General features: G+C 64.4%; 22 protein-coding genes, 2 tRNA genes, 1 pseudogene and 1 riboswitch. Of the genes and pseudogenes, 12 read left to right on the forward strand and 13 right to left on the reverse strand.

All coding sequences use genetic code 11. From position 1 onward, the window contains the following. Positions 1-39 precede the first annotated feature (39 nt). From VPH41_RS19250 to glyA, 8 genes are all read right to left on the reverse strand, one after another. On the reverse strand, positions 40-696 hold the full coding sequence (locus VPH41_RS19250; protein ID WP_328571165.1) for a GspH/FimT family protein: 657 nt from the start codon (positions 694-696) through the stop codon (positions 40-42). Between the two features lie 3 nt (positions 697-699). Beyond that, the gene (locus VPH41_RS19255) at positions 700-1,158 is read right to left on the reverse strand and encodes a type IV pilin protein (RefSeq protein WP_328571166.1); all 459 of its coding nucleotides are present in this window, start codon (positions 1,156-1,158) and stop codon (positions 700-702) included. A gap of 358 nt (positions 1,159-1,516) precedes the next feature. Continuing rightward, a complete protein-coding gene (locus VPH41_RS19260; RefSeq protein WP_328571167.1) occupies positions 1,517-5,440 on the reverse strand; it encodes a PilC/PilY family type IV pilus protein in 3,924 nt (1,307 codons plus the stop codon). 56 nt (positions 5,441-5,496) lie between these two features. Beyond that, entirely contained in the window at positions 5,497-6,159 is a 663-nt protein-coding gene (locus tag VPH41_RS19265) for a pilus assembly PilX family protein (protein ID WP_328571168.1), read from the reverse strand. A 12-nt stretch (positions 6,160-6,171) separates the two neighbouring features. Continuing rightward, entirely contained in the window at positions 6,172-7,158 is a 987-nt protein-coding gene (locus tag VPH41_RS19270) for a PilW family protein (RefSeq protein ID WP_328571169.1), read from the reverse strand. Beyond that, complete coding sequence (gene pilV, locus VPH41_RS19275) at positions 7,155-7,736, reverse strand: type IV pilus modification protein PilV (RefSeq protein ID WP_328571170.1); 582 nt, start codon at positions 7,734-7,736, stop codon at positions 7,155-7,157. The genes VPH41_RS19270 and pilV overlap by 4 nt, the downstream gene beginning before the upstream one ends. A gap of 242 nt (positions 7,737-7,978) precedes the next feature. Beyond that, positions 7,979-8,443 (reverse strand): transcriptional regulator NrdR, encoded by a 465-nt coding sequence (gene nrdR / locus VPH41_RS19280; RefSeq protein ID WP_071078724.1) that lies wholly within the window; start codon positions 8,441-8,443, stop codon positions 7,979-7,981. A 145-nt stretch (positions 8,444-8,588) separates the two neighbouring features. Further along, complete coding sequence (gene glyA / locus VPH41_RS19285; RefSeq protein WP_086146070.1) at positions 8,589-9,836, reverse strand: serine hydroxymethyltransferase; 1,248 nt, start codon at positions 9,834-9,836, stop codon at positions 8,589-8,591. A gap of 111 nt (positions 9,837-9,947) precedes the next feature. Next, a riboswitch (ZMP/ZTP riboswitch) is annotated at positions 9,948-10,071 on the reverse strand. 314 nt (positions 10,072-10,385) lie between these two features. On the opposite strand from glyA, the gene ybgC reads away from it, so the two are divergent. The 11 genes and pseudogenes from ybgC to VPH41_RS19340 form a co-directional block, all read left to right on the forward strand. Then, a complete protein-coding gene (ybgC, locus tag VPH41_RS19290) occupies positions 10,386-10,787 on the forward strand; it encodes a tol-pal system-associated acyl-CoA thioesterase (RefSeq protein WP_046682324.1) in 402 nt (133 codons plus the stop codon). Positions 10,788-10,834: 47 nt separating this feature from the next. After that, complete coding sequence (gene tolQ / locus VPH41_RS19295; RefSeq protein ID WP_071078726.1) at positions 10,835-11,524, forward strand: protein TolQ; 690 nt, start codon at positions 10,835-10,837, stop codon at positions 11,522-11,524. Between the two features lie 15 nt (positions 11,525-11,539). Then, entirely contained in the window at positions 11,540-11,980 is a 441-nt protein-coding gene (locus VPH41_RS19300; protein ID WP_226939111.1) for an ExbD/TolR family protein, read from the forward strand. Between the two features lie 48 nt (positions 11,981-12,028). Continuing rightward, positions 12,029-13,048: a cell envelope integrity protein TolA gene (tolA, locus tag VPH41_RS19305; RefSeq protein WP_287779142.1), complete on the forward strand. Its 1,020-nt coding sequence runs from the start codon at positions 12,029-12,031 to the stop codon at positions 13,046-13,048. A 5-nt stretch (positions 13,049-13,053) separates the two neighbouring features. After that, complete coding sequence (tolB, locus tag VPH41_RS19310) at positions 13,054-14,322, forward strand: Tol-Pal system beta propeller repeat protein TolB (RefSeq protein WP_442906297.1); 1,269 nt, start codon at positions 13,054-13,056, stop codon at positions 14,320-14,322. 43 nt (positions 14,323-14,365) lie between these two features. Then, positions 14,366-14,890: a peptidoglycan-associated lipoprotein Pal gene (pal, locus tag VPH41_RS19315; RefSeq protein ID WP_152258016.1), complete on the forward strand. Its 525-nt coding sequence runs from the start codon at positions 14,366-14,368 to the stop codon at positions 14,888-14,890. 134 nt (positions 14,891-15,024) lie between these two features. Beyond that, positions 15,025-15,783 carry a tol-pal system protein YbgF gene (gene ybgF / locus VPH41_RS19320; protein ID WP_152258017.1) on the forward strand — a complete coding sequence of 253 codons (759 nt, stop codon included), beginning with the start codon at positions 15,025-15,027 and terminating at the stop codon, positions 15,781-15,783. Positions 15,784-15,850: 67 nt separating this feature from the next. Beyond that, a tRNA-Lys gene (locus tag VPH41_RS19325) sits at positions 15,851-15,926 on the forward strand. Positions 15,927-16,015: 89 nt separating this feature from the next. Further along, positions 16,016-16,091, forward strand: a tRNA-Lys gene (locus VPH41_RS19330). 143 nt (positions 16,092-16,234) lie between these two features. Continuing rightward, positions 16,235-16,438 carry a type II toxin-antitoxin system RelB family antitoxin gene (relB, locus tag VPH41_RS19335; protein WP_328571171.1) on the forward strand — a complete coding sequence of 68 codons (204 nt, stop codon included), beginning with the start codon at positions 16,235-16,237 and terminating at the stop codon, positions 16,436-16,438. Continuing rightward, positions 16,413-16,622 (forward strand): annotated as a pseudogene (locus VPH41_RS19340) (type II toxin-antitoxin system RelE/ParE family toxin); the annotation flags it as partial. The gene relB and the pseudogene VPH41_RS19340, both read left to right, overlap by 26 nt. A 105-nt stretch (positions 16,623-16,727) precedes the next feature. On the opposite strand, the gene VPH41_RS19345 reads toward VPH41_RS19340, so the two are convergent. The 3 genes from VPH41_RS19345 to VPH41_RS19355 all read right to left on the reverse strand — a co-directional run bounded on the left by VPH41_RS19345 (position 16,728) and on the right by VPH41_RS19355 (position 19,767). Then, entirely contained in the window at positions 16,728-17,858 is a 1,131-nt protein-coding gene (locus VPH41_RS19345; RefSeq protein ID WP_328571172.1) for an acyltransferase family protein, read from the reverse strand. Between the two features lie 129 nt (positions 17,859-17,987). After that, complete coding sequence (locus VPH41_RS19350; protein ID WP_328571173.1) at positions 17,988-19,376, reverse strand: hypothetical protein; 1,389 nt, start codon at positions 19,374-19,376, stop codon at positions 17,988-17,990. Positions 19,377-19,452: 76 nt separating this feature from the next. Further along, positions 19,453-19,767, reverse strand: coding sequence for an ArsR/SmtB family transcription factor (locus VPH41_RS19355; RefSeq protein WP_152283702.1), 315 nt, complete (start codon positions 19,765-19,767; stop codon positions 19,453-19,455). Positions 19,768-19,873: 106 nt separating this feature from the next. On the opposite strand from VPH41_RS19355, the gene VPH41_RS19360 reads away from it, so the two are divergent. After that, positions 19,874-20,962 (forward strand): NADH:flavin oxidoreductase/NADH oxidase, encoded by a 1,089-nt coding sequence (locus VPH41_RS19360; RefSeq protein ID WP_152283703.1) that lies wholly within the window; start codon positions 19,874-19,876, stop codon positions 20,960-20,962. Here VPH41_RS19360 and VPH41_RS19365 read toward each other — a convergent pair. After that, complete coding sequence (locus VPH41_RS19365) at positions 20,956-22,449, reverse strand: MDR family MFS transporter (RefSeq protein ID WP_328571174.1); 1,494 nt, start codon at positions 22,447-22,449, stop codon at positions 20,956-20,958. The genes VPH41_RS19360 and VPH41_RS19365 overlap by 7 nt on opposite strands. Next, positions 22,446-22,904 carry a MarR family winged helix-turn-helix transcriptional regulator gene (locus tag VPH41_RS19370; protein ID WP_328571175.1) on the reverse strand — a complete coding sequence of 153 codons (459 nt, stop codon included), beginning with the start codon at positions 22,902-22,904 and terminating at the stop codon, positions 22,446-22,448. The genes VPH41_RS19365 and VPH41_RS19370 overlap by 4 nt, the downstream gene beginning before the upstream one ends. Positions 22,905-22,936 lie beyond the last annotated feature (32 nt).

Here is a 22,936-nt window from a genome sequence, read left to right on the forward strand (position 1 = left end):
GAAAGTGAATAATCGGTAATCGCCAAGAGGCGAGTCTTGCTACGAACTGTCGGCCACGCCGCTGCAATTGGCCGCCTGCTGCTGCGGATCGCACACGCGCACCCTGCCCAGCATATTGATTTTAATATGGCGCACCTGCTTTCCCAAAGTCAGGGACAAGGTGCCCCAGCGCGCCGCCAGGCTATTGGTCGCGCTGCAACTGCGTCCTGCGCCATTGTAGGCGATATAAAACGGCACCGTGGCCGACGAAAACGCGAACTGGGCCGTGATGCCCGTAGGCAGCGGCCCCTGGCGCAACAGCAATTCGTCACCGTCATCGAAAACCAGGTTGGCATTGCTGTCGATGAATGCCAGCCAGCCCGTGCGCCAGTCCGTACCACCGGGCCCGGCCGGCATCAGCAGCACGCGCCGCCCCCGCGCCATCGCCTGCGCCCGCGTCAATTCGATGGCCGAAAACAAGTCCGTGGCTGCCGCGCGTACCTGCTGGCGCGCCAGCACCTGCTGCAGGCTGAGCAAGGCCGCGGCCGCCAGCAGCGCCGCAATCGCGAGCACGGCCAGCAATTCAAGCAATGTATGCCCGGCTCGCGGTGGCCGCTTGCGCGAACGGGCAAACCAGGGCCGGCCGCAGGAAGGCGAAAGGCGGCATGCAAGTGAGTCACCCCAGCCTCGTAGCTGCGCCAGCGTGGCCATGGCCATGACCTAGGGCCAGCAATGGCTGGCCGGGCCGCTGCTGCCCCGCTGGCCCGTGCTGCTCAAGGACAGGACGCCGCAATCGGCATCCCGGAATTGCGCATCGACCTTGGCCGTGCCCGGCATGGCCCGCAGCAGCACGCATTGCCCGATGGTCATGCCGGGACAGGCGAGCGCCTCGATTTCATACGCGCTGGCGGCAGCCGGTCCTTCGCCTGACCACCACGGAAACTGCTGCGCCTGCGGCGCGGGCGACGCCGAGGAAAACGCCAGGTAGTGATTATTTTGCGAATAATAGCGCTCCTGCTGCTGCATCAGCCGCAGCAGGGCCGCCTGCCCCTGCACCCGCTTGGCCCGCAGAACATGGCCCTGGTAGGCGGGTACGGCCAACGCCAGCAGCAGGCTCATGATCGCCAGTGCGGCCAACAACTCGATCAGGCTGAAGCCCGCGATGGCGGCCACTGTCACAGCTGCGGCAGGGGTAGCGCCGGCACCGGCGGCTCCCGCGCGCGGCCGCGGCGGCGCGCAGGGACGCGGGTGCGGAACTGGCTCCCCGGCCCCGCATGCGCTGCCGCCCTTGCTTCTCATGCTGCCCCACCCGCGCCAGCGTCCTTACTGCCACCGGCATTCCCACCCGCGCGACCACCTGCGCCGACGTCACCTCCATCGCCTGCATCGCCTGCAGCAGACACGTTCCGCGTTGCCACCGCCCCCATGCCTGCCCCTTCGCAAAAGGTGCCCGTCGATCCGACAGGCCGGCTCATTCCTGGCCTGCGCCTGGTCAGCTTGCAATATGCCGGCGTTCAAGGCGCCCGCCTGGCCACGCCTATTTCTTCTTGGCCGCCTCGTGCAATTCGCGCCAGTTCGCCACTTCACGCCAGCTGAGGCGACGGGCCGGCAACGGCGCGCTGACAACCTTGATCCCGGCCCCGCTGGCCGCAGCGGGCAGGCCAGGTTGCAGCACGGCCAGTTCCTTGCGCCCCTCGGCCCGCCCTGCCGCCGTCACGGCGCCCACCGTGCTGTTCAACTCCAACGCCAGCGGCGGCGCCCGCGCCAAGCCATCGAACAGACGCCCCGTCTGCGCGCCCGCCTGCACGACACCGGCGCCATCGGCGGCAAAGCCGCTCAGCACATCGAGCACGTACAGGCGCGTGGCGGGCCTGGCGCAGGGATCGCGCCCCGGCAGGGCGGTGTTGAACAGCACCTTGCCGGCAGCCAGCACGGGACTGCTGATGCTGCGTTCGCCCGTCTGCGCAGTGTTCATGAAATCGAGATACCAGCCGCGCATGGCGTCGCTGCCCGTATAGCGCAGCTCGGCGCCATCGACACGCACGCCATCCACCGCCTCGCCCAGGCTGCGCTGCTCCAGGTCGGCGCGGCTGCGCGTGGGCGACGACTCCCGCAGATCGTCGTGCACGGCATAGAACGACTGCGACAGGAAGGCGGAAGGCCAGGTATCGGCCCCTTCGACCAGTTTACCTGTGCCGAACAGCAGCAGATAACCGCCATCGGGCGCATACGCCACTGTCAGCTGCTGCGTCACGGGCTGGCGCCTGCCCTGCGCATCGCGCGCAACAAACACGAGCTTGCGTCCCTGGCCATCTTTCCACGGCGGCCCGCCGGTCATATCCAGGCGCCAGATATTGCCCTGCAAATCGCCCGCATACACATGGGCCAGCGCACCATCGCTGCCCGGCACCACGGCGGGCGGTCCCAGCGCGTGGGACACGGCGCCTGCGCTGGCGCCGCCATCCGCACCCGCAGCGCCGCCCTGGCTCCCGTCGTCGCCGCTGGCCACGGGCACCTTGAGCCGGAAGTAATTACTTCCCAACACCCACGGCGTGCCGGGCGCCTTGTCCAGCGCCAGCAGGAAGATGGCGGCGGCGGAAGCGGGCGCCGTCGTGTCCTTGCCGTCGTCCACATGGTTGTTGTAGCCGCTGGCAACGACGGCAAAATCGCGGTAGACCACCGCCCCGTCCTTGCCGCCCATATTGATGCGGGCAAAGGCAGGCGGCGCGCGCACGTTGCCGATCAGCTTATCGTCGCGGTCCGTGAATTCCCACAGCGCCCCGTCTTGCGCAAAGCGCGCCGGGTCCGTGATGTCGAGCGCAAATATGCCCTGCGCCCCGCCGCCCATGCCGGACGCCAGCACCGTCTTCCAGCGTCCCAGCGCCAGCACTTCCGCCGTGGCCGCGGCGCCGTCGAGTAGCGGTCCGGGACTGTAGTGAGTGCTCGCAGCGGCGGCCGCGGCATGCAGCAGCGCTTGCGGCAGATAGGCAAACAATTCGCTGCCCGTGCGCGCATCGACCGCATGCAGCAAGCCATCGTTGGCGCCCAGGTACAGCATTTTGCGCCGCTGCAGCAGCAACTTGCGGTGCAAGCCATAGCCGGCGCCCGGCATGCCCAGCCTTGGTGCGCCCACGTACAGCAAATTGCCATGCGGCGCGGCGCCCAGGCTGCCCGAACGGCGCCGCAGGAATCCCCCTGGCTGGCCCACCTCGTGCGTGTGCTCGCCCAGCAGATATGCCAGGCGCGCCTCGCCCTGGCCATCGCCGCCGTCGAATGCGCCGCGCTGCGCCGCATCGAGCCGCTGCCATGCCAGTTGCATCAGGCTGCCTTGGGCGTCGAGCGTGTAGACGGGGCGCAAGGATGCGGACGCACCATCCGGCACGGGTTTATCCTGTCCGCCTGCAATCCACAATGGCTTGCCGGGAAGCAGCGCGCCATCGGCGCCCACGGCAAAGGCGCTGCGCGACAAGGTCATGGCGCCATCGGCCAGGCGCATCTGCGTGCGAAACCAGTATGCGTCTTCCGTGCCGCTGGCCAGCGCCATCAGCGCCGGCCCCGCGAGCGTCGCGGGCAAGCTGCCCTTGTCGGCGGCCGAAAACGCTGCGCGCAATCCCCCGATCAGGGCGGCCGGATCGCTGCCGGGCAGGTAGTGGGCGGGCCAGCGGCCGTCCAGGCTCCACTCTTCCAGCGCGCTGCCCGTCGTGCTCTTGTAGGGGTTGGCGTCGCCGTTCGCATCGAGAAAACCGCCATATTTTGCCGCCAGCAACAAGGGAGTAGCAGCGGGCACGGCCGCCGGATCGCCCTGGCGCAAGTCGCCCGCATAGTGTTCGACGTGCGCCAGGCCGTCTTTCTTGCCGCCAGGACGCAGCGCCTGCACATGCGACCAGTAGGCCAGGCCCGCCGCATGGTAGCTGGCGCCGCCCGCGCCGTCGGCCAGCAGTTCCAGTGCCGCCAGTTCGGGCCGTGGCGCGGGATTGCCCTGCGCGGCGGCGCTTTCCAAGGTGCCCACCGCATGCGTCCAGGCCATCGCATCGAACGGGGGCGGCGCAAAGCCATCCGCGGCACGCGCGTGGTCGCCGGGCGCGGCGGGAGTAACTGGAACATTGCCTGGCACGTAACGGTCGCCCGCCATGCCCCCATCACCGAGGCTGACGACCACGTGGCGCTGGCAGCTGGCCGTCTGCGGGTCGTTCCATGGAGTCACGACCGGCAAGCCGCCATCGTTGGCAGGCGGGGCCGTGGCGGGCGGTACCAGGACACTCGCCTGCCTGCCCTGCAGGTAGCGCAGCGATTCGTACAGCAATTCGGCCAGCGGCGCCGCCCCCGCGTACGCGCCCGGATGCCCGGCACTGCTGCGGCCCAGGCCATTGATGTAAGCGGTCACCCCGCCACCGGGGCCCGTGCCCTGGGCCTCAAGGTGGGATGCCGCTTGGGCCATATACACGCCGGTGGCAGGATTCCACTCGGCGTCGGGATTATCTTCCGGCAAAAAATCGGGCGCCGCCCAGCGCTGCCTGCCCACATGGGCCAGCGGCGCGCGCAGCACGCCGCCATACACGGCACCGGCGCTGACGGACACGTCGTTCAAGTGGCCAAACACGCCCACGCGCCCCCTGCCCCCATGGCGCTGCACGGCGCCCACGGGCTTGTAGTTCTTGCCATACGCCAGGCACAAGTCGTCGCGCAGCGGCCCTTCGACAGCGTCGCATACGCGCACGCGCGCGAGAAACACGCCGTGCGTGGCAGCAAAGCCCGGGACATCGCACGAGCCGCCCGCAGGCTGGCTGACGCTGGCATCGCCGAACAGCAAACGATTACGACAGGAAACAATGGCCAGTTGCGCCAGCGAAAACGGCGTCGCCGCCGACACGCCTGTCTGCAAGACCTTGCGCGGAAAAAAAACGGGATGGGCAAAGAAGTCGACGGGACCATCGGCATCGGGCAGGTAGGCGCGCTGCAGCACCGTCTTGCGCACTTCGTCGATGACGCGGTCGCCGCCCGTCAGGGCGTAACGGACGATGTCAAGCATGCTGGCGCCGGCCCAGTTGAGAAAGTTGCCGCTAAAACTGTCGCCGCCGCAACCGTGCAACGCATCGGCCGGCTTCAGCACGGAGAAGTAAGCGGTCGCTACGCGCAAGTCCGGCAGCATGACGCCATCCTTGCTGCGATACGGATAGCTGTAGCACATGCGCGCATGGAAGTAACCGAGGTACTCGCGCTGCGGCGCATACTCGCCGCCATATGCGGCAGCGGCGGCCGCATGCGTGAGGGACAGGTTGAGCAGCAGATTCGGCGGCACCCTGGCGCCGTGCAAGCCCGCGTCGGCTCGCGCCAGCACCACCGGGGGAGCGGCGGCGGCAATGGCGCCACCGCAAGTGAGGCTGGCCAAACCGGCCAGCAGCATCAGCAACAGCGAGACGCGGCCGGCGCGCCGCCAGGCGGACGACAAAGCGGACCACAAAGCTGCGCACCATGCGGCAGGCCATATAGCGGACCATATAGTGGACGACAAAGCCCTCATGGCCCCGCTCCGGCCGCCTGCTTGCGGTAGTAACTTTGCAGCACGACTTGCGTACTTTCCTGCGCGCCAAAACCGATGGCCGTGATGCGGTACACATAGCTTTCCGTGGCCAAGCTGCCGGCCACGGCCGCCGCCTGGGCACCGGGCGGGTGAAACGGCAGCAATTCGATAAGGTAGCGGGGCAGGCGCGACGGCAGGAAACCCTGCCCCTTCTGCATGATCGCGCCCGTAAACTGGCCATACGGCACGGTGCGGCTGGCACTTGCCCCTTCGGCGCCATCGAGGTCCATGCTCAGCCAGAGCGCCGGCGCATCCGGCGGTGCGGGCAAGCACAAACCCAGTGCGCCTCCCTCGCCGCAGCCATCCGCAAAGCCAGCCGCGCTGTCCGGCGCGAAGAGGCTGCTGCGTCCCGGCACGCCGGGCAAGCCTTCGATATCGTTTTGCGCATCCACCAATGCCTCCTCCGCCGCTTGAAACGCGATCTGCCGGTCGCGCTCGCCGCGCGCCGCCTTTTCGCCCTGCAAGGCCATCTGCGCTGCAGATATGCCCAGCAGCAAAATGATCACCAACAGGCACAGCACATACACGAGGGTCGCGCCCCGCCTCCTCACACCAGCAGCGCAGCCGGGCAGGCAACCACGGACGCCCGCGCCAGCCATCACGCCGCCCGCCTAGGCCGGCCCGTTGCGCAGCACGATGCTCATCTGCACCAGTTGCCGCAGCCGGGAACTCGTCGCGGCGGGCAAGGCCGCGCGCGCGATGCGCACACCCGTGTCGTCGGCGCCGTGCGCCTCCGCATACGCCGGGCCGAACAGGTCGAACTGCGCCGGCCCCATTTCCGCCAGCTTGTCCACCTGGCCCGCCTCGCCATGCAGCAGCAGCGCCACGCGCACGCTGGCCACGCGCTTCCAGTGCGTGCGGCGGTGAAAATCGCGCTGGCGTGCTGCCGCATCCGCGCCGGCCAGCACCAGCGCCGCATCGTAGGCGTCGAGCGCGCTGGCGTTGACATAACGGTTCGCCACGCCGTCGGGCGGCGTATCCGTGTCGAGGCCGTACAGCACCTGGAAACCGTCGACGCCACGGATCACGGCGTCCGCGCCCCAGCCGTTCGCGCCACGGTATTTGCAGCGCAGCTCGCCCTCGCCATCGGCGCCCTGGGCCACATAGAAAATGCTCCAGCCCCGCTGCGCCTCCGTTTGCGCGGCGCCCACGCCGAAGCCGGCGCAATTGAGCACGGAACCGTCGCCGCCCTCTTCCTTGCCGGCGCCGTAATAGCGCAGGGCCAGCACATCGCTGCCATGCACGGCATCGGGCAACGCGCCGCTGATGCCTTCGCTGTTCTTGCCCAGGCTATGCGCATCGAGCCCCGCGACATTGGCGCTGTCGTGCGCGGCATGGGCGACGGGCGCGGCGCTGCTGTCCCAATTCACGTACGCCGTCTGGCGCACGGCGCGGGCGATGGCATCGAGCGCATAGCGGCCATTGTCGTCCAGGCGCGCACTGGCGGACTGGTCGCCATAGCTGCCGCTGGCCGCCAACAGCATGGCGCTGGCGGCCAGCATCAGCAGCGCGCCCAGCGACAGGGCCACCAGCAATTCGACCAGGCTCATGCCGCGATGCCGGCACCTGTCAGCTTGCATGCCGTGCACGCCGTTCATGCGCCCCCTCCCCCCAGCTGGAATGCCAGCCTGGGCAGCGACTCGCCCGCCCCATTCACGGCGGGCGATCCATCGGGTAGGCGGCCGCGCCAGCCCAGCTTGATGACGATGGGCGCGCCCTTGCCGCCGCTGCATTCCCAGTGCAAGCCCTGGGCGGCGGCATCCCACGCAGGGGCATCGCGGCAGATACGCAGGCGCGCGCCGGGCAAGGCCGCTTGCAGTTGCTGTTTCCATTCGGCGATATCGAATTGCGCCAGGTCGGCCCCGCTGCAGGCGGCGGCGCCAAAGCAGTCCGGCGCGCCGCCAGCGTCGGCGCCGTCCGCCGCCGCGTAGGCCACGTTCAGGTAGGGATTGCCCCCATCGGGGCCATACATGAGCACGCTGTTCGCGCGCATGCGCTCGGCCATGCCGGCGGCCAGCTGCACGCCCGCCGACAACAATGCCGATTCATGGCGCGCGCGCAAGGCATTCAATTGCAGGATGCTGGCCCCCAGCAGACCCAACGCCAACAGCAGCAGCGATACCAGCACCTCGACGAGGCTGCTGCCATCCATGGGACCACGCGTGCCGCTGTGCATGAGCTTCTCCTGCTGACAGAGTCAAACCCGGACCGGAACCGCGCAAACGCCCGGCCCAGCTACAAGATAGGCGCGTGCAAAAACTCGGGCATGAGACAGCGCAAACGTCGCTGCAAAATAGGGAAAAGTGAGGAGAGAGACCGCGCCCGGATTGATCAGGCCGCTTGCCAGGCGGGCGCTGGCGTGGTGGAAACGGGGCGCGCGATCGGCCCCGTCGTCGAACAAGAAGCTTCGAGCAAGCGTCAGGGCTTGCTGCGGGCCTGCCCCACCTCGGCAATCGCATCCTGGAACTCGGCCAGGTCTTCGAAATTTTTGTACACGGAAGCGAAACGGATATAGGCGATCTTGTCCAGGCGCTTGAGTTCCTGCATGACCAGTTCGCCGATATAGCCGGAATCGACTTCGCGCAAGCCGCTGGTCAGCAGTTTTTCCTGGATGGATGCGATGGCCGTATCCACGGAGGCGGCCGCGACGGGGCGCTTGCGCAAGGCCAGCATCAAACTGCCGCGCAACTTATCCGCAGCGAACTCCGTCCGGCTGCCATTCTTTTTGACGACGGCCGGCATGATAAGTTCAATGCGCTCATACGTGGTGAAGCGCTTGTCGCATTTGCCGCAACGGCGGCGGCGCCGTATGGCATCCCCTTCCTCCGATACGCGCGTATCGAGAACCTGGGTATCGCCGTGCTGGCAAAATGGACATTTCATGGGCTGGATACAACTTTATAGTAATAATTACGGGAAATCGCCGCCCTTAAATGAAAGGGCGCCCGAATCACTCCGGGCGCCCTGGGGCACGACTGGAATGTGTCAGACAGAATCTTACTCCGTATGACACATTCTGGACAAATAATTATGCAGCGTACACAGGGTGCGCGTCGGCCAGCACTTTCACGGCCGCTTTCACGCGCTCGATGGTGGCGGCGTCATGCGGATTGTCCAGCACGTCGGCGATCAGGTTGCCCACTTCTTCCGCTTGCGCTTCCTTGAAACCGCGCGTCGTCATGGCCGGGCTGCCCAGGCGGATGCCCGAGGTGACGAACGGTTTTTGCGGGTCGTTCGGGATGCCGTTCTTGTTGCAGGTGATGTGCGCGGAACCGAGGATGGCTTCGGCTTCCTTGCCCGTCAGGTTCTTTGCGCGCAGGTCGACCAGCATGACGTGCGATTCGGTGCCGCCAGAGACGATGCGCAGGCCGCGCTTGATCAGGGTTTTTGCCAGCACGTCGGCGTTCTTGATCACTTGCTTCTGGTATTCGACGAATTCAGGGCTCAGCGCTTCCTTGAAGGCGACGGCCTTGCCGGCGATCACGTGCATCAGCGGGCCGCCCTGGATGCCGGGGAAGATGGCCGAGTTGATGGCTTTTTCGTGTTCGGCCTTCATCAGGATGATGCCGCCGCGGGGGCCGCGCAGCGATTTGTGCGTGGTCGAGGTGACGAAGTCGGCGAACGGCACCGGGTTCGGGTACAGGCCGGCGGCGATCAGGCCGGCGTAGTGGGCCATGTCGACCATGAAGTAGGCGCCCACTTCCTTGGCAATCTTGCTGAAGCGTTCGAAGTCGATCTTTTTCGAGAATGCGGACGCGCCGGCGATGATCAGCTTGGGCTTGCGTTCACGGGCCAGGCGTTCCATCGCCTCGTAGTCGATGTCTTCTTCCGCCGTCAAGCCGTACGACACCACGTCGAACCACTTGCCGGACATGTTCAGCGGCATGCCGTGGGTCAGGTGGCCGCCTTCGGCCAGCGACATACCCATGATCAGGTCGCCTGGTTTCAGCATGGCAAAGAACACGCCCTGGTTTGCCTGCGAGCCGGAGTTCGGCTGCACGTTCGCGCATTCGGCGCCGAACAGCTGCTTGACGCGGTCGATGGCCAGTTGCTCGGCCACGTCCACGTATTCGCAGCCGCCGTAGTAGCGCTTGCCTGGATAGCCTTCGGCGTACTTGTTCGTCAGTTGCGAGCCTTGCGCTTCCATTACGGCTGGCGACGTATAGTTTTCCGACGCGATCAACTCGATGTGATCGTGCTGGCGCACGTTTTCTTTTTGAATGACGGCGAACAGTTCAGGGTCGACGTTGGCGAGGTTGTGATCTTTTGCAAACATGTAAAAACTCCAAGTATGAGGGTGCTTGTACTGGCAGGTTGGATCGAATGAGGGGAGCCGGCGTTAAGTGAATAACAACATTGGACAGGCAGCCTCTTCGTGCTTTTCCATAGTGGCTACCCAGGCGAACGGCTGATGAAAAATCTCACGTTTCCCGGTGGATGCCCACCTTTCGCCGGTTTGCCGATCGCCATTCAGGCAGATCGCCGACTTTTCGCCAGTCACGTGAGACGTAATGGAAGTCAAATTGTAAGTTAAGTGCCCAAATTGAGCAAGGAATGCAGCGGTGCCGCTATAATCGCCGCGCGCCGCAGCAGCCCGGGCATGGCCGCAGGCCGCCCCGGGCGTGGCTGCCGCTCTTAAGCTGAACTTAAACCTGGCCGCGGCATGTAAGCGTATGTTACGAGGCTTGCCATTGTGCACCCCGGATTTACAATGCTGCGGTGCAACTTATATGCTGCTTTTGCATGGCTTTCCAGCAAGCGCCCACAGTCACAAGAAGAAAAATCGCGTAAAATGTTGCTCAATCTCACTACTGGCGCAATAAACATGCCTTCAGTCTTTACCTGGAACGTACGTGTCTACTATGAAGACACCGACGCCGGCGGCATCGTGTATTACGCGAACTACCTGAAATTCTTCGAACGCGCGCGCACCGAATGGCTGCGCGCCATCGATGTGGGCCAGCAGGAATTGCTGGAACAGCACGACGCGATGTTCGTTGTCAAAAGCGTCAACGCCGACTATCATGCGCCAGCCAGGCTCGATGACACGGTAAGATTAACATTAAGCATAGAAAAAATGGGGCGCGCCTCCATCGTTTTCCTGCAACAAGCCTGGTGCGGCGACCGCCTGCTGAACACGGCCCGCGTCAAGATCGGCTGCGTCGACTCGGCATTGCGCCCGCGCGCCGTGCCTGATGCAGTAGCGGCCCGCATGCGCGCCGCCTGAGCCCTACCCGCCACCTCCGGACAATTCACCCAACAGACTGCCAGCCAATGAACGTTACACAAGATCTTTCTTTCCTCGCGCTCATCTCCAATGCCCATTTGATCGTGCAACTGATCATGGCCCTGCTGCTGCTGATTTCCCTGACCAGCTGGACCTACATTTTCCGCAAGATGTTTGCCGTGCGCCAGGCGCGCAAGCAGACCATCGAATTCGAACGCAGCTTCTGGGCCGGCGGCAACCTGCATGCGCTGCACCAAAGCGCCAGCGGCAACCGCGACCAGAGCGGCGCGCTGGCCCGCATCTTCGATGCCGGCATGGGCGAATTCATCAAGGGCAAGGCATCGTACGGTTCGCGCGAAGCGCTGGACGTCGGCGCCGTGCTCGACGGTGCCCGCCGCGCCATGCGCGCCGCCTTCCAGCGTGAAATGGACGTGCTCGAATCGCACCTGGCCTTCCTCGCCTCCGTCGGCTCCGTCTCGCCCTATATCGGCCTGCTCGGTACCGTGTGGGGCATCATGAACGCGTTCCGCGGCCTGGCCAACGTGCAGCAAGCCACCCTGGCCGCCGTCGCGCCCGGCATTGCCGAAGCGCTGATCGCCACCGCCATCGGCCTGTTCGCGGCGATTCCCGCCGTCGTCGCCTACAACCGTTTTTCGCACGACATCGACCGCCTGGCGATCCGCTTCGAGAGCTTCGTCGAGGAATTCTCCAACATCCTGCAGCGCCAGTCGCGCTAAGAGGGAGCAAGGTCCATGGGTTCCTCATTCAATAGCGGCGGCATGCGGGGCGGCCGTGGCCGCAAATTCAAGTCCGAGATCAACGTCGTGCCGTATATCGACGTGATGCTGGTGCTGCTGATCATTTTCATGGTGATGCCGTCGTCGAACAATCCCAGCGTGGTGAACCTGCCCAACGCGGAAAAGTCGGCGAAACCGCCCGATGACTATATCCAGATCGTGCTCAAGCCGAATGGCTCGCTGTCGATCGGCCTGATCGGCAAGGAGCAGCAGGCGCCGGAAACGGAACCGAACCGCGACGCCCTGCTGCGCAAGCTGCGCGGCTTGCACGAAACCAATCCCGAGTATCCCGTGATGATCGCGGGCGACAAGGAAAGCAAGTACGACGATGTGATCCAGCTCATTTCGGAAGCGAAAAAGATGGGCATTACCCGCGTCGGCCTGGCCACCAAGTAAGCGCAGCATCCTGTTTCCAGACTTGACCGTTTTTAGATAGACTAGACTTTGCAGACCAAACAAATCGACCATGTACTCGGCAAGCCCTACAGCGTGCCGCGCGAACGCAGCCGCTGGCCCTCGCTGGGCCTGGCGCTGGCGATGCACCTTGGCCTGCTGTTTTTCCTGTGGGTAGGCGTACACTGGCAAAATACGGAACCTGTGGCCGTCGAAGCGGAAGTATGGGACATGCAGGTGCAGACGGCCGCGCCGCCGCCCGAGGTGGCGACGGCACCGGAGCCGACACCAACTCCGCCGCCGGAACCGCAAGTGGAACAGCCGGCCCCGCCGCCACCGCCGCCCGTGGCCGCGCCCGAGCCGAAGGTCGACCTGCGCGAGGCGGAGATCGCCCTGGAACGCAAGAAAGCCAAGCTGAAGGAAGAAAAAGACAAGGCGGCAGCGGAAGAACGCCGCAAGCAGGAATTGAAGGAACGCGAGGAAGAAAAGCGCGAACTGGAAAAACAGAAGCAGAAAGAAAAAGACAAGGCTGAAAAGCTGGAAAAAGAAAAGGCCGACAAGCTGGAGAAAGCCAAGCTGGCCAAAGAGAAAGAAAAAGCGGCGGAAGAAAAAGCCGAGAAAGAACTGTCCGATAAAAAAGCGGCAGCGGAAAAAGCGGCCAAGGCGAAAAAAGCGGCGGAAGAAAAGAAAGCCGCCGACAAGGCGCGTGACGCGGAAATGAGCCGCATCACGGGCGCGGCGGGCGCCGGCACGACGGGCACGGCCGCGAAAGCGACCGCGCCACGCAAGGACAGCGGCTATGTCGCTGCCCTGACGAGCAAGATCAAGAGCAATATCGCGTACAGCGGTAGCACGGACGTGCCGGGCAACCCGCGCGCCGTGTTCAAGATCGAGCAACTGCCAACTGGGGAAATTATTTCGGTCCGAAAGATTAAAAGTAGCGGCCTGCCGGCGTATGACAGCTCGGTGGAAAACGCCATTAATAAATCGTCGCCACTGCCGAAGAAAAAAGACGGCACCGTGGAACGCGAGATTGAACTCATATTCGAGATGAAGGATTTGCCTAAATGATGACCATGAAAAAAATGAGCTATGTCGTGCTCTGCGCCGGCCTGATGCTGGGAGCGTCAGGCGCCCAGGCGCAGCTGCGCGTGGAGATTACGGGGATCGGCAGCAACCAGATCCCGGTGGCTGTCGCCAGCTTTGTCAATGAATCGGCGGCGCCGCAATCGCTGTCGGGCATCATCAAGGCCGACCTGGCCCGCAGCGGCGTGTTCAAGCTGATCGACGCCGATGCGCCCGTGTCGGAAACGGCGCCCGTCAGCTACGAGCAGTGGAAGTCGCGCGGCGCCGATGCGCTGGCGGCCGGCACCGTGCAAAGCATGGCCGATGGCCGCCTGGACGTGCGCTACAAGCTGTTCGACACCATCAAGGGTGCGCAGATCTCCAGCATGAACAATGCGGCCGCGCCCCAGTTCAACCGCCTGCTCGCGCATAAAATCGCCGATGACATCTATGAGAAGCTGACGGGCGTCAAGGGCGCGTTCGCCACGCGCATCGCCTACGTCACGCAATCGGGCCGCGAATACCGCCTGGAAGTGGCCGACGCCGACGGCGAAGGCATCCAGGTCGCCCTGCGCTCGAACGAGCCCATCATTTCGCCGTCGTGGTCGCCGGACGGCACCAAGGTCGCGTATGTGTCGTTTGAAAAGAAAAAGCCCATCGTCTACGTGCAAAACCTGGTGACGCGCCAGCGCACCATCGTGTCGAATGAAAAAGGCAGCAACTCGGCACCGAGCTGGAGCCCGGACGGTTCGCGCCTGGCCGTGGCCCTGTCGCGCGATGGCCATACCCAGGTCTACACCGTCAATGCCGACGGCAGCGGCTTGCGCCGCGTCAGCAGCAGCAGCGGCATCGATACGGAACCCCAATTCTCGGCCGATGGCCAGAGCATTTACTTCACCAGCGATCGCAGCGGCGGACCACAAATCTACCGCATGTCGGTCAACGGCGGCGAAGCCAAGCGCGTGACGTTTGGCGGCCCCTACAACATCAGCCCGCGGATTTCGTCCGACGGGAAGACACTCGCTTATATTTCCCGTCGCGACGGCAATTTCCAGCTCTACGCGCTCGACCTGGCTAGTGGCCAGGAACTGCGCCTGTCGGACACCGCCAACGACGAATCACCGAGCTTTTCGCCCAACGGGAAATATATCATGTACGCGACCGAATCCGGACGACGCAAGTCGCTGGCAGTGGTATCGGTGGATGGCCGCGTCAAACAGCGTTTGACTACGCAAGCTGGCAATATCAAGGAGCCCACCTGGGGTCCTTTTATGAAGTAAATGCTGTACAGTTTCACCTTTAACCATGACCCGGAGAATAAAAATGAGTAACTTTAAAAGTTTGGCTTTCATCGCCGCTACCGCAGCCCTGCTGTCCGCCTGCAGCACCCCAGTTAAAGTAGCAGAAACCCCAGTGGTTGAGCGCGCTCCTGAAAAAGCAGCTCCAGCACCAGTTGACACCCGTCAAGTTCAGCCAGTGACGACCGCATCGGTCGATCCTCTGGACGATCCAAAAGGCGTGCTGGCTAACCGCAGCATCTACTTCGACTTCGACAAATACGTCGTGCGCGAAGCGGACACCCCAGTCGTGCAAAACCACGCTGCTTACCTGGTAAAAACCCCAGCTCGCAAGATCCTGATCCAAGGTAACACCGATGAACGCGGCGGCGCCGAGTACAACCTGGCCCTGGGCCAGAAACGTGCTGAAGCAGTGCGCAAGTCGATGGCTGCCCTGGGCGTGCCAGAAGGCCAAATGGAAGCCGTGTCGCTGGGCAAAGAAAAGCCTAAAGCACAAGGCAGCAACGAAGCAGCATGGGCTGAAAACCGCCGCGCTGACATCGTTTATTGATGTTTACAGGTAAGCGCCGCAGCATTGACGCTTACCTAACTGGCCAGTCATAGGCATAATAATGGGGCGCAGCGCGGTGATTCACCGCCCGGCGCCCCGTTTGCATGTTTGCGTAACCTTTGAAAGCCCGACCCATGATGACATTCTCGAAAGCCGGCGTTGCCGCCGCCTTGATGGCCGCGTTTGCCTACCTGCCCCTGCACGCCAACGCCGCCCTGTTCGACGACGACGAAGCGCGCAAGGCCATCCTGGAGCTGCGCGCCAAGGTCGACGCAATGGCGCGCGACCTGAACAGCCGCATCGACGCCAAGGCGGACAAGACCAGCACCTTGAGCCTGCTCAACCAGCACGACCAGACCATGCAGGAGATCGCCCGCCTGCGCGGCCAGATCGAAGTACTGGGCAATGACCTGGCAAACACGCAAAAGCGCCAGAAGGATTTCTACACCGATATCGATGCGCGTCTGCGCAAGCTCGAGCCGCGCCAGGTCACCATCGACGGCCAGGAAGCGGCCGTGGGCGTATCCGAGCAAAGCGCGTATGAAACGGCGTTTGGCCAATTCAAGTCGGGCGACTACAAGGGCGCCGTCACGGCACTGGATGCCTTCGTGAAACGCTATCCGGAATCGGCCTACGCGGCCAACGCGCAATACTGGCTGGGCAACGCCTATTACGCCCAGCGCGACTGCAAGAGCGCCATCACGGCCCAACAGGCAGTGCTGAAGAACTATCCGGACAGCCCGAAGGCGGCCGACGCCATGCTCAACATCGCCAGCTGCTACACGGAGCTGAAAGACAAGGCAAACGCCACCAAGACCCTGAACGCCCTGATCTCGCGCTACCCGGACTCCAGCGCGGCCCAGACGGCCAAGGAACGGGCCGGCAAAAAGTAAAACCGGGGAAAAAGTTGCCCGTTAGGTTTGACAGAATCCCGGGCACCCCCTATAATCTTTCTTCTTCGGGTCGTTAGCTCAGCTGGTAGAGCAGCGGACTTTTAATCCGTTGGTCGCAGGTTCGAATCCCGCACGGCCTACCACGAATACGCAGTACTGATCTGCTTGCGAGTTGTTATAGCAAGCATTTTTTTACGGCACAGTGTTACCGAAGTTGTTGTAAAAAGTTTTTGGGTCGTTAGCTCAGCTGGTAGAGCAGCGGACTTTTAATCCGTTGGTCGCAGGTTCGAATCCCGCACGGCCTACCAAATACTACGAAGAAGCCAACCGTTCGCGGTTGGCTTTTTTGTTTTCAGCGGTATCGCTTGCACGGCATGCCATCGCTGACACAAATCAAACACCCTGCTACCCGCGATACACCCCTGCCAGACTGTCGTATAATCAGACAATCATGAACGGCACCCCATCCTCGACAACGTCCGAATTTGAGACGACGGAAGCAGCCGAAACCTATGACCGCTGGTTTCGCGCAAAAGTATCGACATCACTAAATGATGACCGCCCTGCCCGTCCACATGAGGCGGTCATGGCGCAACTGAGGAAGATCGTCGCAACCCTGCCTGATGACCATGCTGCCGATTCTATGGAAGACTGAAGCACAGGAAGATCTGACCGCGATCCTCACCTACATCGCGCAGCGCAACCAGGCAGCGGCACTTCAGCTTTACAACGACATCGACAGCGCCATTTCACAACTTCCGCTTCATCCCCACCTATATCGAACTGGCAGAGTTGTTGGCACGCGTGAACTGCTTGCCCATCCAAACTATGTCGTCGTATATCGCGTTGACGCAAACGCGATAGAAATTCTTGCCGTCATGCATACACGGCAACTATATCCCTGTGCAACAATCCCCTGCCCTTGTCAGGCGGGATGCCAGCTTTTAACGCGACGCCAACACCGGCCTGCCCGCCAGATGCGCGAGCACACCGCCCATCACCCGCCCCAGCGGCACCTCCACCCAGCGGTGAAACGCGGCGCCTGCCGCCAGGCTGGCGCCCCAGGCCGTCAGCATGCCCAGCGCCTGCCAGGCGGGTTCCAATGGAACATAGGACGTAAACAAGGCATTCACCAGCAGGCTGACGGGGAAGTGGACGAGGAAGACGGCGTACGAGATGCGGCCCAGCGCATTGATGATGTTCCAGGCACCGCCCTGGGACGGGGTGCGGGCGCGGCCGAACAGGCACAGCGCGCAGGCGACGACCAGGGCCAGGGCGATGCGGCTGCGGTAATCGATGGCCAGGGCCAGCAGGACGGGCACGGCCGCCATAGTCATGAGCAGGGCCATGGCGGCGGGCTTGCGCCTGGGGTCGCCGGCCCACCAGGCCAGCATGCCCAGGCCATAGCTGCCGAAGAAATACGGCGCCCAATTGTCCCAGCCGGAGTCGAGATTGAAATACAGCAGGGAAAAAGCGATACCCATGGTGACGGCCAGCGGCATCAGCCAGTGCCCGCGCCGCTGGCCCGCCAGGCGGCCACCCAGCCACAGCAGCGATACCGTCAACATGTACAGCTGGAAATCGATGGCCACGTACCAGGCGCCGGCCGACAGCGATTCGTAGCCCAGCACCCCGTGCAGCAGCAAGGCATGGGCGCTCAGCTGGCCCAGGGTGACGGCGGCCGACATGGAATCGTGCATCATCCAGATACCGGCCACGGGCGTGATGACGGCCGCCAGCAAGGTAGCGGCCAGGAAAGGCGGCGCCAGCTTGGCATAGCGGCGCCAGACAGCTTGCAGCGGGGCAGCGATGCCGGGGCGGCCGGTGGGCGAGAGGGATTTGGCGACCAGGAAGCCGCCGATGACGAGAAACACTTGCACGGCGATGCGTGCGCTGCCGCCCAGCCAGTCCAGCAGCGCAGGCCACAGGGGCTGCACGTAATCGGACATGGGGCCATAAAACGCCAGATGGTGCAACACGATCAACTGCGCCGCGCCCCCCTTTAATACATTGATCCAGCCAAACTGCGGACGATTTGCCAGGTCCGCCTGTGATACCGCTGCTGCTACCGTCATTCCCATCCCTTGCCATGCCAGGTCGTCTCGCCAGCCCATCGCGCAACAGGCGCGCGGCCGGGGATTTACCGAAAGGCCGACATGATAGCCGAGCCTGGCACTTCGGTGACGCGCGGCAGCTCGGCGATATCAGTCCCTGCGCGAAAAATCGGCGCGCAGCAGGGTCTGGATGATGCTGCCGCCCTGCCCGCTCGCGCGCACCACGACCGCCATGGACGGCATGACGAACATCACGCCGGGCTGCTCCTCCATGCTGCCGATCAGCTGCTCCAGGTCGCGCCCCAGCGACTCGGGCCGCTTCAGCTGCTGCGCCAGCTGCGCCGCGCAGCGGCCCTCGTTGCCGCTGCGGCGCGGACATTCATCGACGCGCACGAACGGCGTCTTGCTCTCATGCAGGCGCGCGGACAATTGCGCCGCCACCGCTTCCGGCGCGCCATCCAGATACAGGTGGTAAGACGCGCCGCTGCAGCACACCCTGGAAAACAGCAGCAAGCCTATCCTCGATCCGAACGCACTGGCGGGGGCCGAAGGCACATAGGCAAATGGCGGCGCGTCGCCATCGCCAGCATAAGTCTTGCGCAGCTCGGCAGCGTTCGGCCGGCGCCAGCCTGGCAGGCAGGCGGCGTTGGCCGCCGCAAAGCAGCTGCGGTAACCGCTCTGATCGCTGATAAACAATTGCTCGACAGCATTGCGCGTGCCGGCCGCGCCCGGCGCGACACCGTCCGGCCTGACCTCCCAGCTGCCCGCGCCGTCCTTGTGCCAGGCGAGCGCCGTGCGCGACCAGGCCCACAGCCGCTCGTACGGGTTGAATTGGTAGATGGGCGCGTCAGCCAGATATATTTTCGGCAGGGGGATGGGCTCGCGCCGCTTGCCGTCCGCATCGACCACCAGCACCACGGACGGCGCATACTCGCTGTCGACATACGCATATGTCTGTCCATCGGGCGAGATGGCTGCCAGGACATGGGCGTACAGGCTGTCGTCGCCTTCAGGCGGACTGGGCAGAACGGTGGTTTTCACCGGCAAGGCGCTCAACAGGAAACCGGGACGCTGACTGCCGGGAAAATAGCGCACGCCGGGCGACAGGGGAAAGCCATGCGTATACGTCTCGTTGCCCTGGTAGCCGTCTTTCGACGCCGCGATCTTCTCGACCACGGCCTTGCCCGCCCGCTCGTGGACCAGCGCCAGCACGCCGTCGTCCTCCCGCAGTTTGACGAAATACACGGGCTGGGTGAATTCCGTCCAGCGCTCGATGCCATCGGCGGCCTGGACGACGACTTTATCGCCGTAGATCAACCGCATGGAGTTGTTGTGGGTGGACATCAGGGAGCCGCCACCCTGGCGGTACTCGACAGACAAGGCGGCAAACCGCCCATATGCATCGGCCCTGGTCACCTTTTCGCCACGCTTCAGCACGGCGGCATATTCGCCCGTGGCCGGCTCCGTGTAAGGCCAGCAGCCAGTCAGCAGTACGAAAGCGGTGGCGCACCACCAGCGATGCCGTGCAGAAATCTTCATGCGTGCTCAATCCTTCAGCCTGGAACTGCAGCACATGCTGCAAATTCGGCAATCTTGCAGGCATTCTACGGCAGATTCAGGGCTGATTCGCTTGCGGCTGGCGCAGGATCGCCTCCAGCAAGCCGGGGAAGCGGCTCTCGATGTCGGCGCGGCGCAGGGTGTTCATGTGCGTGGTGCCCGCGTTTTCCGTGTAGACGAGGCCCGCTTCGCGCAAGACCTTGAAATGGTGGGAGACGGTCGATTTCGGCCGCCCGCCATCGAGATCGCCGCAGGCGGCCGCCTCCACGCGGGCCAGGTGGCGCACGATGTCGAGGCGGATGCTGTCGCTCAAGGCGTACAGCACGCGCTCGAGGACGAATTCGCTGGCGGAGGGATGTTTGTGTGGACGCATGAGCAGAATCATACCGCATCGGCTATACTAATTCCATTCTTCGAATATTTACGAACTACCGAATCAGCATTTCCAAACATTTCCGCCAACAAACACAAAGGCCACCATGTCCGCCCTCTTCCAGCCCTACACCCTCAAAGACATCACCTTGCGCAACCGCATCGCCGTGCCGCCCATGTGCCAGTACATGGCCGTCGATGGCCAGGCCAACGACTGGCATCTGTCGCATTACGCGGGCATGGCCCGGGGCGGCGCGGGCCTGGTGATCGTCGAAGCGACGGCCGTGGCGCCCGAAGGCCGCATCACGCCCGGCTGCACGGGTATCTGGAACGATGACCTGGCGCAAGCGTTCGTGCCGGTGGTAAAGGCCATCAAGGCGGCCGGTTCCGTGCCCGGCATCCAGATCGCCCACGCAGGCCGCAAGGCCAGCGCCAACCGCCCATGGGAAGGCGACGACCATATCGCGCAAGGCGATGCGCGCGGCTGGCAAACCATCGCGCCGTCCGCCATCGCCTTTGGCGGCGGCTTGCCGAAGGTGCCGCGCGCCATGGACCTCGACGATATCGCCCGCGTGCGCCAGAACTTCGTCGACGCGGCAATCCGCGCCCGCGAAGTGGGCTTCGAATGGCTGGAACTGCACTTCGCCCACGGCTACCTGGCGCAAAGCTTCTTTTCCGCCCACTCGAACCAGCGCGACGACATCTATGGCGGCAGCGTGGAAAACCGCAGCCGGTTCCTGCTGGAAACATTGAAAGCCGTGCGCGCCGTGTGGCCCGAGCACCTGCCGCTGACCATCCGCTTCGGCGTGCTGGAATTCGACGGCCGCGACGAGCAAACCCTGCTCGAATCGATAGCCCTCGTGCGCCAGTTCAAGGATGCCGGCATGGATATGCTCAGCGTCAGCATGGGCTTCACGATTCCCGACGTATCGATTCCGTGGGGCCCCGCCTTCATGGGCCCGATTGCCGAGCGCGTCCGCCGCGAAGCGGGTGTGCCCGTCTCGTCCGCCTGGGGCTTCGGCACGCCGGCCATCGCCGAGCGCGTCGTCAAGGAAGAGCAGCTGGATGTGGTGATGGTGGGCAAGGCGCACCTGGCCAATCCCCACTGGGCCTATTTTGCCGCCAAGGAACTCGGCGTGGAGCGCGCCTCGTGGGTCATGCCGGCGCCATACGCGCACTGGCTGGAACGCTACTGATCGCCTTTCGCCTTCGCCGCTGCCGGATGGCCCTCCAGGGGCAATTCCGGCAGGAACAGCAAGGCGAGCAGCCCCAGTAACAGCAGCACGGCGCCGGCGCCAAACACGCTGGCAATCGCATGGCGGTAGACTTCCACCGTCTGCACGGCCGCGTGCGCGCCCAGCGCCGAAACGGCTTCCACGCCATGCTGGTGCAGCTGGCGCGCAAGGATGGCGCCCGATGCCGTCACGCCCAGCAAACCGCCCAGCGAGCGGAAGAAGGCCAGCATGGCCGTACCCACGCCGCGCCGCGCCAGGGGCAAGGCATTTTGCACGGCAATCGTCATGTTCGGCATCACCAGGCCCAGCCCCGTGCCGAGGAAGAAGATGGCCGGCTCGATGATCCAGTAGCCGCGCGACGTTTCCATGGCCCAGGCCAGCACGGCAAACGCCAGCAGCGCCACGGCCAGCCCCGCCACCTGCACCATCTTGTACTTGCCCGAGCGCGACAGCACCCGGCCGTTGAACATCGACGATGCCACCAGCCCCACCATCATGGCCACCGTCATCACGCCGGACTCCGCCGGACTCGTCCCCATCACCAGCTGGAAGAACAGGGGAAAGAAGACGCTGGCGCCCATCAGGCCCATGAAGGTCATGGCCATCACCAGGCTGGCGATATTGAAGGTGCGGTTCTCGAACAGGTCGGGCGGCAGCACGGGTTCATCCACCCGCCCCACGTGGAAGGCCAGCCAGATACCCAGCAGCACGGCAACGCCGCCGCTCACCTTGACGGCCAGCGCATCCCACGGCCATTCCGTGCCGCCCAGCGCCAGCACCAGCAGGGCCGCCGTGATGGCGCCCGTCAGCAGGACGGACCCCAGGTAATCGATCTTGTGCACATGCGTGCGCACGGGTTTGCGCATGGCGCGCGCGATGATGACAAAGGCGGCGGCGCCGATGGGCAGGTTCACATAGAAAATCCAGTGCCACGACAGGGCATCCGTGATGACGCCGCCCAGCACGGGCCCCAGCACGCTGGTGACGGCAAACACGATGGGCACCATGCCCTGCCGCTTGCCCCGCTCGGCGGGCGGCACGATGTCGCCGATGATGATCTGCGCCAGCGGCATGAAGCCGCCCGCGCCCAGGCCCTGGATGGCGCGGAAGATGATCAGTTCCGTCATGTTCTGCGCCAGCCCGCACAGCACGGAACCGAGCAAAAAGGTCAGCAGGGCAGTAAAAATCATGGGGCGGCGGCCATACTGGTCGGCCAGCTTGCCGTACAGGGGCATGGTGGCCGTCGAGGCCAGCACATAGGCCGTGACCACCCACGACAGGTGCGCCATGCCGCCCAGGTCATCGACGATGCGCGGCAGGGCCGTGGCGACGATGCTCTGGTCCAGCGCACCGAGCCCCAGCACGGCCATCAGGCCCAGGTAGATGGCGCGCACTTCGCGCTCGGTAACGGGCTTGGCCGCGCCCGCGGCGTGATCGTGGCCGCTCATGCCTGGCCAATCTCGAGCAACGGTTGCATGGCGGCGGCCAGCGCGTCCATCTGCTGCGGCGACAGGCGGGCGATGCGCCGCGCCAGCGCATCGCGGCGGCGCGCGCGCAAGGTGTCGAGGATGGCCAGGCCCTGGGCTGACAGGTGCAGGCCCGAGCGGCGCCGGTCCTGCGGATCGGGCGCGCTGCGCTCGACGAGCCCCGCCACCTCCAGCGCCTTGACCTGGGCACTGACGGTAGGCCCGCGCACGTTCTGCAGGCGCGCCAGCGCGGCCACGCCGATGCCGGGCTGCTCGTGGATCAGGGCCAGCAGCATGTACTGCATCATCGATACGCCGCCTTCCAGCTCGCCCCCTTCGCGCTGCATGGAGCGCAGCAGGCGCTTGAACGCCGTGCGCAATTCATCGGACAGCGCCAGCGCGCGCTCGGGGATGGGAAAGTCTTCGTCAGGGGTCATGGGATCATTAATATAGGTAGGCTATCTATCTA

This window comes from Janthinobacterium sp. P210006 (assembly GCF_036231885.1).
Taxonomy (GTDB): domain Bacteria; phylum Pseudomonadota; class Gammaproteobacteria; order Burkholderiales; family Burkholderiaceae_D; genus Janthinobacterium; species Janthinobacterium violaceinigrum.